This is a genomic window from Bradyrhizobium sp. ORS 375, assembly GCF_000239775.1.
GTDB lineage: Bacteria > Pseudomonadota > Alphaproteobacteria > Rhizobiales > Xanthobacteraceae > Bradyrhizobium.
In genome coordinates this window covers 1-11999 of the sequence record NZ_CAFI01000326.1, presented here as the reverse complement: position 1 = coordinate 11999, position 11999 = coordinate 1, and the positions used below count along the sequence as shown (strand labels likewise).

Below are 11999 nucleotides of genomic sequence, written 5' to 3'. Positions count from 1 at the left end.
GGCCCCGGGCGAGACTGCCGTTGTGGACCCCCACCCCCTACCCCTCCCCGCAAGGGGGAGGGGAGCGCAGTTGAGCGCGGAGCTAGAGCGAAGCCTCAAGCGGCCTTCCCCTGCGCCAGCGATGCGAACGTCTTGCCCTCCTCCGCGAGCTTCTTGAGCAGCGGCGCCGGCTCCAGCGACGGGTCGTTGGTCTCGTTGGCGTAGTAGGACAGCCGCTCGGCGATGTGCTTCAGGCCGACGCTGTCGGCCCAGTACATCGGGCCGCCGCGATAGATCGGCCAGCCGTAGCCGTACAGCCACACGACGTCGATGTCCGACGGACGCGCGGCGACGCCTTCGGCGAGGATCTTCGCACCCTCGTTGATCATCGGATACATCATGCGCTCGAGGATCTCCTCGTCGCTCACGTTGCGGCGCTTGAGGCCGAGCTTGGCGAGCGTCTCGTCGATCAGCTTCTCGACATCGGGATCGGGCAGCGGCGCACGCGAGCCGGACTCGTATTTGTAGTAGCCCTTGCCGGTCTTCTGGCCGAAGCGGCCGGCCTCGCACAGCGCGTCCGCGATCTCGCTCTTGATGCCCCTGTCCTTGCGCGAGCGCCAGCCGATGTCGAGACCGGCGAGATCGCCCATCGCGAACGGGCCCATCGGCATGCCGAACTTGGTGACGACCGCATCGACCTGCTGCGGCAGCGCGCCTTCGAACAGCAGCTTCTCGGCCTGCTTGCCGCGCTGCGCCAGCATGCGGTTGCCGACGAAGCCGTCGCAGACGCCGACCACCGCCGGCACCTTGGCGATCTTGCGCGCGATCGACACCGCCGTGACGAGCGCATCCGGCGAGGTCTTGTCGGCGCGCACGATCTCGCACAGCTTCATGACGTTGGCCGGCGAGAAGAAGTGCATGCCGAGCACGTCCTGCGGACGGCTGGTCTCGGCGGCGATCGCGTCGATGTTCAGATACGAGGTGTTGGAGGCCAGCACGGCGCCCGGCTTGGCGTATTGATCGAGCTTGCCGAACACTTCCTTCTTCACGGCCATGGTCTCGAACACCGCCTCGATGACGAGGTCGGCGTCCTTGACGTTCTCCAGCCCGACCTTGCCGTCGATCAGCGCCATGCGCTTGGCCGGTGCATCCGCCGGGATGCCGCCGCGCGCCGCGGTGGCCTCCCAGTTCTTCTGCATGATGCCCATGCCGCGCTTGAGCTGCTCTTCCGCGGTCTCGATCAACGTGACGGGAATACCGGCATTGGCGAACGACATCGCGATGCCGCCGCCCATGGTGCCGGCGCCGATGATGGCGACGCGCTCGACCTTGCGGCCCTTGGTGCCCTCGGGCACGCCGGCGATCTTGGCGGCCTCGCGCTCGGCGAAGAACGCGTAGCGCTGCGCCTTCGACTGATCGCTGGTCAGCAGCTTGAGGAAGCCTTCGCGCTCGCGCTTCAGACCCTCGTCGAACGGCAGATCGATCGCGTAGCCGACCGCATCGGCGGCCGCGAACGGCGCCTCCAGACCGCGCGACTTCTTGGTGATCGCAGCGACCGCATTGGTGAAGATCGAGCGATCGGCCTTGGCGGCGGCGATCTTCGAATCGTCATCGCGCAGTTTGCGCAGTGGACGGTTCTCCGCCACCACCTTGCGCGCGAACTCCACACCGCCCGACGCCGGCCCCTCGACGATCTCCTCGATCAGGCCGCTCTTGTGCGCCTCGGCTGCGCTGATCGGATCGCCGCCGACGATCATCTTGACTGCGAGCTCCGGACCGACGGCGCGCGGCAGGCGCTGCGTGCCGCCCGCGCCCGGCAGCAGGCCGAGCTTCACTTCGGGCAGGCCGAGCTTGGAGTCCCTGGTGGCGACACGGTAATGACAGGCCAGCGCCACTTCGAGGCCACCGCCGAGCGCCGTGCCGTGAATGGCCGCGATCACCGGCTTCGGGCTGTTCTCGATCGTGCTCAGAACATCGTTCAACGCCGGCGGCTTCGGCGGCTTGCCGAACTCGGTGATATCGGCGCCGGCAATGAAGGTGCGCCCGCCGCAGGTCAGCACGATGGCCTTGATCGTGGGATCCTCGATCGCCGCCTTGACGTTGCCCAGGATGCCGCCGCGAACTGCGGCACTCAGCGCATTGACCGGCGGACTGTCGATGGTGACGATGCCGATGATGTCATGACGATCAAGCTTTGCCACTTCGCTCACGCTAGGCTCCTTGGGATGTCGTTTCTTTGCGACCGGTTAACGCACCGGCCGATTGTTGGACCTTCATTTGCGCAGAGTATCAGCCTTGCTTGCGTCTACTCGCTGCCGAATAGCAATTCCGCAGTGCGAAACGTAATTCCACATCTTGACAGCAAGGGTTATTTTGAAGCACGAGCGTTGTCAACGAGGCTCATCAATCAACAGCCGATGACATGAAACGCCCAGGGAAGAAACCCGCGACCGATCGCAACTTCGTCGTTGCGCTCTCGCGCGGCCTCGAGGTGCTCAGGGCCTTCAGGCCCAATGACGGCCTGCTGGGCAATCAGGAGATCGCGGCGCGTACCAACCTGCCCAAGCCGACCGTGTCGCGCCTGACCTACACGCTGACGAAGCTCGGCTACCTCACTCCCGTTCCCCGCTTCGAGAAATATCAGCTCGCCCCGTCAGCCCTGCTGCTCGGCTATGCCGCGCTGGCCAATCTGGGCGTGCGCCAGCTGTCGGAGCCGTTCCGCGAGCAGCTGATGCGCGAAACCGGCGGCGCAGTGGCCATCGGCGGCCGCGACCGGCTCAGCATGATCTATATCGGGCAGAGCCGGCACGGCGTCGTCAACGTCGAGCTCGACGTCGGCTCGCGCATTCCGATCGCCACCACCGCGATGGGCCGCGCCTATCTCTGGGCGCTGCCCGAGGAGGAACGCGCCGGGCTGATGCGCGAGATGCGCGAGCATTACGGCAATCGCTGGCCCAGGATTCGCGACGGCATCGAGCGCGCCGGCGAAACCGTCGCCAAGCACGGCTTCACGATCTCGGCCGGCGAATGGCAGGACGACGTCCACGCGGTCGGCGCTGCGCTGAGGCTCAACGATGGAACGGGTCCCTACGCGATCAATTGCGGCGCGCCTGCATTCCGCTTCACGGAAGAGCGTCTGCTCACCGACATTGGACCTCGCCTCGTGGCGATGGTAAGAAAAATCGAAGCAGCGCTTGGCGGACTCGCGCCGCAAACTAATCAGGCGAATGTTCATCCGAACAATTCGTCTCACAAAGACCTCAATAAAAAGCCGAAGCCAGGAGGAAAAGTTGCCCGTGTTGCCGAGGGTATCAGATAGCCTGCATCATCGCGGTCGGCTGGCGCCGCGTCCGTCCCGGAACGATTTCGGGAGGGGCGAGACGAGATGACGCAGGCACAACTCGCCCCAACGAACGATCCGCTGCTCGCGGTCCGCGACGTCAGCGTCGTGTTCGGCGGCATCGTGGCGCTGAACGGCGTGTCCTTCGACATGCGCCAGGGCCAGATCCTCGGCCTCATCGGTCCGAACGGCGCCGGCAAAACCACGCTGTTCAACTGCCTCAGCCGGCTCTACCAGCCGAGCGCCGGCGATATTCTGATGGAAGGCCGCAGCATCCTGACGCGGCCGCCGCATCGCATCGCCGAGATCGGCATCGGCCGCACGTTCCAGAACGTCGCGCTGTTCCCGAACCTGTCGGTGCTCGACAATGTCCGCGTCGGCACCCACGCGCGCACATCGAGCGACATCATCTCGGATTCGCTACGGCTGGCCTGGATCCGGCGCAGCGAGAATTCGGTGAACACCAAGGTTCACGAGATTCTGGCCTATCTCAATCTCGAGGAGGTCGCGCACAAGACCGTGTCCGGCCTGCCGTTCGGAACCCAGAAGCGCGTCGAACTGGCGCGTGCGCTCGCGGCCGATCCGAAGATCCTGCTGCTCGACGAGCCCGCGGGCGGCCTCAATCACGAGGAAGTCTATGTGCTCGGCGACCTGATCCGCCGCATCCGCGACGATCGTCACGTCACCGTGCTGCTGGTCGAGCATCACATGGGTCTCGTGATGTCGATCGCCGACCACGTCGTGGCGCTGAACTTCGGCCGCAAGCTCGCCGAGGGCACGCCGGCCCAGGTGCAGGCCGATCCCGACGTCATCAAGGCCTATCTCGGGAGCAAGGATCAATGACGGCGCTTCTCAACGTCAAGGATCTGCGCGCCTATTACGGCCAGGTCCAGGCTTTGCACGGCCTCTCCTTCTCGCTCAACGAGGGCTCGCTGACGACGCTGCTCGGCGCCAACGGCGCCGGCAAGACGACCACCCTGCGCGCGATCTGCAACATGGTGCGCTCGACCGGCGCGATCGAGTTCGAGGGCAAGCCGCTCAACAACAAGTCGACCGAAAGCATCGTCCGCTTCGGCATCGCGCATGTGCCGCAGGGCCGCGGCACCTTCACCAACATGACGGTGGAGGAGAACCTGCAGCTCGGCGCCATCACCCGCAGCGACAAGGCGGGGATCGTCGCCGATATCGAGCGGATGTACTCCTACTTCCCCAAGCTCAAGGAGCGTCACACCCAGCAGGCCGGCACGCTGTCCGGCGGCGAGCAGCAGATGCTCGCGGTCGCCCGCGCCTTGATGCTGCGTCCCCGGCTGATGCTGCTCGACGAGCCGTCCTTCGGCCTGGCGCCGCTGGTGGTCCGCGACCTGTTCGGCATTCTCGGCAAGATCAACCGCGAGGAGAAGGTCTCGATCCTCGTCGTCGAGCAGAACGCACAGCTCGCGCTGGAGCTCGCCGACAAGGCTTATGTGATCGAGACCGGCCGTATCGTCATGTCGGGTGTCGCCAAGGACATCGCGAACGACGAGAACGTCCGCAAATCCTATCTGGGCTACTAACGGAGGCGGGACAATGGAGCTTTTCACCAACCAGGTCCTGGCCGGCATTGCGACGGGCGCGATCTACGCCTGCATGGCGCTCGCCGTCGTGATGATCTACCAGGCGATCGATCATCTCAACTTCGCGCAAGGCGAGATGGCGATGTTCTCGACCTTCATCTCCTGGCAATTGATGCAATGGGGCCTGCCTTATTGGGGCGCCTTCATCGTCACGCTGGCATTCTCCTTCGCCGGCGGCATTGCGATCGAGCGCGTGCTGTTCAAGCCGCTGACCAAGGCGCCGATCCTCACCCAGGTCGCCGGCTTCATCGCGCTGTTCTCGATCATCAACTCCTGCGCCGGACTGATCTGGGACTTCACGATCAAGCAGTACCCGACGCCGTTCGGCTCCTCGCCCTTCCTGGGCAGCCAGCTGATCTCGACGCACCAGGCCGGCATGATCGGAATCACCCTGCTGCTGCTGGTCGGTCTGTACTTCTTCTTCCAGTACACGCGGGTGGGTCTCGCAATGCGGGCCGCAGCGGCGTTGCCCGAGTCGGCAAGGCTGGTCGGCATCAACACGTCCTGGATGATCGCACTGGGCTGGGGCATGGCGGCGGCGATCGGCTCGATCGCCGGCATGCTGATCGCGCCGGTGGTGTTCCTCGAGCCCAACATGATGGGCGGCGTGCTGATCTACGGTTTCGCAGCGGCCGTGCTCGGCGGTCTCACCAGCCCGTTCGGCGCGGTGCTCGGCGGCTTCCTGGTCGGCATCTTCGAGAACCTCGCCGGCACCTACATCCCGCATGTGGGCAATGAGATGAAGCTGCCGATCGCCCTGGCGCTGATCATCTCCGTCCTGGTCATCAAACCCGCCGGCCTGTTCGGCCGCAACATCGTGAAGCGAGTCTGATCATGAGCGCAGTCGAGGAAATCGCATCCCAGGCGCCCGCGGTCGAGGCCGTTCCGAAGCGGGCCATGACATTGAGCTCCGGCACAGCCTTCGTGATCGTGCTGCTGCTCCTGGTCGTGCCGCTGTTCGTCAAGAACTTCATCATCTTTCAGATGACGATGCTTCTGATCTACGGCCTCGCCGTGCTGGCGCTGAACATCCTGACCGGCGGTTCCGGCCAGTTCTCGCTCGGCAACAGCGCGTTCTACGCGATCGGCGCCTATACGTCGGCGATCCTGATGGAGCAGTACAACGTCAATTACGCGCTGACGCTGCCGGTCGCCGGCGTCATCTGCTTCGGCGCCGGCTTCCTGTTCGGCCAGCCCGCGCTGCGGCTGTCGGGCGTCTATCTCGCGCTCGCAACCTTCGCGCTTGCCACCGCCATGCCGCAGATCCTCAAGCTCGGCTTCTTCGAGCAGTGGACCGGCGGCGTGCAGGGCCTGGTCGTGACCAAGCCGGACGCCCCGTTCGGCCTGCCGATGTCACAGGACATGTGGCTGTACTACTTCACGCTGGCGATCACGATCGCGATCTACATCTTCTCGGTGAACCTGCTGCGCTCGCGCTCCGGCCGCGCCTTCATGGCGATCCGCGACAACGAGATCGCCGCCTCCGCCATGGGCATCGACGTCGCGACCTACAAGACGCTGGCCTTCGGCGTCAGCGCCGGCATCACCGGCGTCGCCGGCGGACTCGGGGCCATCGCCGTGCAGTTCGTGGCGCCGGACAGCTACACGATCACGCTGGCGATCTCGCTGTTCCTCGGCATGGTGGTGGGCGGCGTCGGCTGGCTGCCCGGCTCGTTCGTCGGATCCGCGTTCATCATCTTCGTTCCCAATATCGCCGAAGGCATCTCAAAGGGCCTGTCCGGCGCGGTGTTCGGCGTGCTGCTGTTCCTGGTCATCTTCCTCGTGCCGCACGGCTCGCGGCAGGTGGCGATGGTGGCGCAGCAGCTGCTCGGCAAACTCAGAAAGAACTAAGGAGGAACTCTTGCAGGTCGTTCAACAACTACGAATCGCCGCGCTCGCGACGGCGGTCATCGCCCTCACCTCGGGCGGAGCACTCGCCCAGAAGAAGTATGACACCGGCGCGTCTGACACCGAGATCAAGATCGGCAACATCATGCCCTATAGCGGCCCGGCGTCCGCTTACGGCGTGATCGGCAAGACCGAGGAGGCGTATTTCAAGAAGATCAACGCCGAGGGCGGCATCAACGGCCGCAAGATCAACTTCGTCACCTATGACGACGCCTACTCGCCGCCCAAGGCGGTGGAGCAGGTGCGCAAGCTGGTCGAGAGCGACGAGGTGCTGTTCGTCTTCAATCCGCTCGGCACGCCGTCGAACTCGGCGATCCAGAAGTACCTCAACGGCAAGAAGATCCCGCAGCTGTTCGTCGCCACCGGCGCCACCAAGTGGAACGATCCGAAGAACTTCCCGTGGACCATGGGCTGGCAGCCGAGCTACCAGAGCGAGGGCCGCATCTACGCGAAGTACCTGCTCAAGGAGAAGCCCGGCGCCAAGATCGGCGTGCTGTTCCAGAACGACGATTTCGGCAAGGACTATCTGAAGGGCCTCAAGGACGGCCTGGGCGACAAGGCCGCGTCGATGATCGTGATGGAGGAGAGCTACGAGACCTCCGAGCCTTCGATCGACGGTCACATCGTCAAGCTGAAGGCCTCCGGCGCCGACGTCTTCTTCAGCGTCACCACGCCGAAATTCGCGGCGCAGGCGATCAAGAAGCTCGCCGAGATCGACTGGCATCCGCTGCATCTGGTGGTCAACGTCTCGGCCTCGGTCGGCAGCGTGATCAAGCCGGCCGGCTTCGAGAACTCGCAAGGGATTCTCTCGGCCGCTTACGCCAAGGACGCGGCGGACGCGCAGTGGGACAATGATCCCGGCATGAAGAAGTTCTTCGAGTTCCTGGCGCAGTACTATCCCGACGCCAACAAGCTCGACAGCTCGACCGTGTACGGCTATGGCGCCGCGCAGACGCTGGTGAAGGTGCTGCAGATGTGCGGCGACGACCTCACCCGCGCCAACGTGATGAAGCAGGCCGCAAGCCTGAAGGATTTCGCGCCCGACACGCTGCTGCCGGGCGTCAAGATCAACACCTCGGCCACCGACTTCGCCCCGATCGAGCAGCTGCAGATGATGCGGTTCAAGGGCGAGAAGTGGGAGCTGTTCGGCGAGGCGATCAGCGGCGCCATCGAGTAGGATTGGAGTCATCGCGCATCGCCGCAGAAAGCGGTGCCGATCTTCACTGGCCCTCCGTGCTGACGCACGGAGGGCTTTTTCATGCATGCTCGCCGCTGCAGTCAACTGCCTATCAGCGCCGATCCGTTGATCTCAAGCTGTTCTTGCAAAGCACGCACCCGTCGAGATTGCGTCGACATCTCGCACTTGCACACGACTGAACGCCGGAGGACCGCGAAAACACGGACCGTGCCGCGATGTCGCAGCCCTGCCGCACCGGCTCTGCTATAGTCGCCCGTCACAATGAGAGCCTCCACCAAGGAGGCCATGACACGTCATCAACAACAACACGGGAGACACGCACAATGATGATCACGCGCAGAGCAGCGCTTGCCTCGGTCGCCGCCATCGCCCTTGCCTCGACGGGCGCATTCGCCGCCGACAAGAAATACGACACCGGCGCCTCAGACACGGAGATCAAGATCGGCAACATCATGCCCTATAGCGGACCTGCATCCGCCTACGGCATCATCGGCAAGACCGAGGCGGCCTACTTCAAGAAGATCAACGCCGAAGGCGGCATCAACGGCCGCAAGATCAACTTCATCTCGTATGACGACGCCTATTCGCCGCCGAAGGCCGTCGAGCAGGCGCGCAAGCTGGTCGAGAGCGACGAGGTGCTCCTGATCTTCAACTCGCTCGGCACGCCGTCGAACACGGCGATCCAGAAATACATGAACGCCAAGAAGGTCCCGCAGCTGTTCGTCGCGACCGGCGCCACCAAGTGGAACGATCCCTCGAACTTCGCCTGGACCATGGGCTGGCAGCCGAGCTACCAGGCCGAGTCGCGCATCTACGCCAAGTATCTGCTCAAGGAGAAGCCCGACGCCAAGATCGCGGTCCTTTATCAGAACGACGATTACGGCAAGGACTATCTCAAGGGCCTCAAGGACGGGCTCGGCGCCAAGGCGGCGAGCATGATCGTCATGGAGGAGAGCTATGAGACGACGGAGCCCACGATCGACAGCCACATCGTCAAGCTGAAGTCGACCGGCGCCGACGTGTTCATGAATATCACGACGCCGAAATTCGCGGCACAGGCGATCAAGAAGGCCAAGGAGATCGACTGGAAGGCGCTGCACCTCCTCAACAACGTCTCCGCCTCGGTTGGCAGCGTGTTGAAGCCGGCCGGCTACGAGAACTCGCAGGACATCATCTCGGCCGCCTACCTCAAGGACGTCTCCGACCCGCAGTGGAAGGATGACGCAGGCATGAAGCAGTTCCTCGAATTCATGGCCAAGGACTTTCCGGAAGGCGACAAGCTCGACGGCGGCACCGTCGTCGGCTACGGCGTGGCGCAGACCCTGGTTCAGGTGCTGAAGCAGTGCGGCGACGATCTCACCCGCGAGAACGTCATGAAGCAGGCGGCGAGCCTGCGCAACTTCCGCACCGAGATGCTGTTGCCGGGCATTACCATCAACACGTCGGCGACCGACTTCGCACCCGTCAGCCAGCTGCAGCTGATGCGTTTCAAGGGCGAGAAGTGGGAACTGTTCGGCGATGTCATCTCGGCCGACGTCGGCGGCTGATATCAACCAACTGATCATGCCTCCTGCGGCGTCACGCCGCAGGAGGATGCATCTTCCGACAAATCTGCTTTCTTTTCCCATCATTCTTTAAGCTAGGAGTTGAACGAGCGGCGGTCATGCGTCGGCGGCGGTTACGTCGTGCGCGTGACTACGCTATGGGGACGCCTTCGGAGTGAAACGAGTCGCCCGTTGCGCGGGCGAGTCCAACAACAAGGCCAAGCTCCAAGGCCGAGAAGGAGTCCCCCACGTGACCACTGCCCTCACCCGCCGCACGCTCTCGAGCCTGCTCGGCCTCGCCCTCGTCGGCGCCGCCGCCAGCAGCGCCTATGCCGACAAGAAGTACGACACCGGTGCCAGCGACACCGAGATCAAGATCGGCAACATCGTGCCCTATAGCGGCCCGGCCTCGGCCTATGGCTCGGTCGGCAAGGCGATGTCGGCCGTGTTCAAGAAGGTCAACGACGAGGGTGGCATCAACGGCCGCAAGATCAACTTCATCTCCTATGACGACGCCTATTCGCCGCCGAAGACGGTCGAGCAGGCGCGCAAGCTGGTCGAGAGCGACGAGGTGCTGTTCCTGTTCGGCGTGCTCGGCACCGCGCCCAATACGGCGATCCAGAAATACATGAACGCCAAGAAGGTGCCGCAGCTGTTCGTGGCGACCGGCGCCACCAAGTGGAACGAGCCGAAAACCAATCCATGGACCATGGGCTGGCTGCCGAGCTACCAGTCCGAAGCGCGCATCTACGCGAAATATCTGACCGCGCAGCAGCCGACCGGCAAGATCGCGGTGCTCTACCAGAACGACGACATGGGCAAGGATTACCTGAAGGGCCTCAAGGACGGCCTCGGCGATGCCTCGCGCGTGGTGCTCGAGGAGAGCTACGAGATCGCCGAGCCCACGGTGGAGTCGCACATCGTCAAGATGAAGTCGGCCAATCCCGACATTGTCATCCTGTTCACGACTCCGAAATCGGGCGCGCAGGCGATCAAGAAGCTCGGCGAGATGAACTGGAAGCCGCTCACCATCATCTCGAACGTCAGCGCTTCGACCGCAGCGGTGATGCGGCCGGCGGGTGTGGAGAACTCGCAAGGCGTGATCTCGGCCGCCTACGCCAAGGACGCCTCGGATCCGCAATGGGCCAATGATCCCGGCCTCGGCGCGTTCCGCGAGCTGCTCGCCAAATATCTGCCGGAAATCAACCCCGTGGATTCGTCGGCGCTGACCGGCTACAACATCGCCACCACGATGGTCGAGGTGCTGAAGCGATGCGGCGACGAACTGACCCGCGCCAATGTCATGAAGCAGGCGGCAAGCCTGAAGCAGTTTGCGCAGGGCGGGCTGCTGCCCGGCATCACGCTGACCACCGGCCCCGACGATTTCCAGCCGATCGAGCAGCTGCAGCTGATGCAGTTCAAGGGCGAGCGCTGGCAGCTGTTCGGCGAGGTCATGAGCGGCGAGCTGAAGTAGGCGATCGCGCATCCGCGGGCGGCGCCGCATGAGCAGCCGCCGTCCGCTGTTGCGCGCGATCTTCGACGCCGCGGTCGCCGCGGCACACCCCGACGTCGTGCTGCCGGCCTTCCTGCCGGCAGCGCCGAAGGGCCGCATCATCTGCCTCGCCGCCGGCAAGGGCGCGGCCGCGATGGCCGTGGCCGCGGAACGCCACTACCTCGACACGCTCGGGTTCGATGCCGCGAAGCTGACCGGCATTGCAACCACCCGCCACGGCCATGGCGTGCCGACCCGATGCGTCAAGGTGATCGAAGCCGGCCACCCGATGCCGGACGAAGCCGGGCTCAAAGCGGCTGACGACACATTGCAGCTGGCCGCTACGGCGGAGGCCGATGACCTGATGCTGGTGCTGATCTCCGGCGGCGGCTCGGCCAATTGGGTCGCGCCGGCGAATGGCGTCAGCTTCGCCCAGAAGCAGCAGCTGACGCGGGCGCTGCTGCGCTCGGGGGCGCCGATCGGCGAGATGAACGTCGTCCGCAAACATCTGTCGCGCATCAAGGGCGGCCGGCTCGCCAGGACGGGGCAGAAGGCCGAGATCGTGACGCTCGCAATCTCCGATGTGCCCCATGACGATCCCTCGGCCATCGCCTCCGGCCCGACCGTGCCGGATCCGACGACGCTGGCCGATGCGCGGGCGATCGTCGCCAAATACAGGCTCGAGGTTGATCCGGCGATCGCCCGGGCGCTCGAGGATGCGGCCAATGAGAGCTGCAAGCCGGGCGATCCGGCGTTTGCCCGCGCCTCGTTCGAGCTGATCGCGCGTCCCGCGAGCTCGCTCGAAGCGGCTGTCGCCGCCGTGAAGGCGGCCGGCTACGACGTGCTCGACCTCGGCGCCGATCTCGAGGGCGAGGCGCGAGAGGTGGCAGCCGACCACGCCAAGCTGGCGCGGGAGGCCCGCGCG

At 64.6% G+C, this 11999-nt stretch carries 10 protein-coding genes; 9 read left to right on the top strand and 1 reads right to left on the bottom strand.

What is annotated here, in order from left to right; all coding sequences use genetic code 11:
* Nucleotides 1-95: 95 nt before the first annotated feature.
* Complete coding sequence (locus BRAO375_RS23570; RefSeq protein ID WP_009029961.1) at nucleotides 96-2189, bottom strand: 3-hydroxyacyl-CoA dehydrogenase NAD-binding domain-containing protein; 2094 nt, start codon at nucleotides 2187-2189, stop codon at nucleotides 96-98.
* 212 nt (nucleotides 2190-2401) lie between these two features.
* On the opposite strand from BRAO375_RS23570, the gene BRAO375_RS23565 reads away from it, so the two are divergent.
* The 9 genes from BRAO375_RS23565 to BRAO375_RS23525 all read left to right on the top strand — a co-directional run.
* Nucleotides 2402-3298, top strand: a complete 897-nt coding sequence (locus BRAO375_RS23565; protein WP_009029960.1) for an IclR family transcriptional regulator — start codon at nucleotides 2402-2404, stop codon at nucleotides 3296-3298.
* Nucleotides 3299-3364: 66 nt separating this feature from the next.
* Nucleotides 3365-4162, top strand: coding sequence for an ABC transporter ATP-binding protein (locus tag BRAO375_RS23560; RefSeq protein WP_009029959.1), 798 nt, complete (start codon nucleotides 3365-3367; stop codon nucleotides 4160-4162).
* Complete coding sequence (locus BRAO375_RS23555) at nucleotides 4159-4872, top strand: ABC transporter ATP-binding protein (protein ID WP_009029958.1); 714 nt, start codon at nucleotides 4159-4161, stop codon at nucleotides 4870-4872. The genes BRAO375_RS23560 and BRAO375_RS23555 overlap by 4 nt, the downstream gene beginning before the upstream one ends.
* Nucleotides 4873-4885: 13 nt before the next feature.
* On the top strand, nucleotides 4886-5764 hold the full coding sequence (locus tag BRAO375_RS23550) for a branched-chain amino acid ABC transporter permease (protein WP_006609551.1): 879 nt from the start codon (nucleotides 4886-4888) through the stop codon (nucleotides 5762-5764).
* Nucleotides 5765-5766: 2 nt separating this feature from the next.
* Nucleotides 5767-6783: a branched-chain amino acid ABC transporter permease gene (locus BRAO375_RS23545; protein ID WP_009029957.1), complete on the top strand. Its 1017-nt coding sequence runs from the start codon at nucleotides 5767-5769 to the stop codon at nucleotides 6781-6783.
* A 10-nt stretch (nucleotides 6784-6793) separates the two neighbouring features.
* Nucleotides 6794-8017 (top strand): ABC transporter substrate-binding protein, encoded by a 1224-nt coding sequence (locus BRAO375_RS23540; RefSeq protein WP_009029956.1) that lies wholly within the window; start codon nucleotides 6794-6796, stop codon nucleotides 8015-8017.
* Nucleotides 8018-8361: 344 nt separating this feature from the next.
* Complete coding sequence (locus BRAO375_RS23535) at nucleotides 8362-9585, top strand: ABC transporter substrate-binding protein (RefSeq protein ID WP_009029955.1); 1224 nt, start codon at nucleotides 8362-8364, stop codon at nucleotides 9583-9585.
* A 247-nt stretch (nucleotides 9586-9832) separates the two neighbouring features.
* The gene (locus BRAO375_RS23530) at nucleotides 9833-11056 is read left to right on the top strand and encodes an ABC transporter substrate-binding protein (protein WP_009029954.1); all 1224 of its coding nucleotides are present in this window, start codon (nucleotides 9833-9835) and stop codon (nucleotides 11054-11056) included.
* A gap of 28 nt (nucleotides 11057-11084) precedes the next feature.
* Nucleotides 11085-11999 (top strand): glycerate kinase type-2 family protein (locus BRAO375_RS23525; protein ID WP_035641840.1); only part of this gene is annotated, 915 nt, incomplete at its 3' end.

Coding starts and splice junctions, on each gene's coding strand:
- BRAO375_RS23545 (WP_009029957.1), top strand. CDS start 5,767: ATGAGCGCAGTCGAGGAAATCGCATCCCAGGCGCCCGCGGTCGAGGCC.
- BRAO375_RS23565 (WP_009029960.1), top strand. CDS start 2,402: ATGAAACGCCCAGGGAAGAAACCCGCGACCGATCGCAACTTCGTCGTT.
- BRAO375_RS23560 (WP_009029959.1), top strand. CDS start 3,365: ATGACGCAGGCACAACTCGCCCCAACGAACGATCCGCTGCTCGCGGTC.
- BRAO375_RS23535 (WP_009029955.1), top strand. CDS start 8,362: ATGATGATCACGCGCAGAGCAGCGCTTGCCTCGGTCGCCGCCATCGCC.
- BRAO375_RS23555 (WP_009029958.1), top strand. CDS start 4,159: ATGACGGCGCTTCTCAACGTCAAGGATCTGCGCGCCTATTACGGCCAG.
- BRAO375_RS23550 (WP_006609551.1), top strand. CDS start 4,886: ATGGAGCTTTTCACCAACCAGGTCCTGGCCGGCATTGCGACGGGCGCG.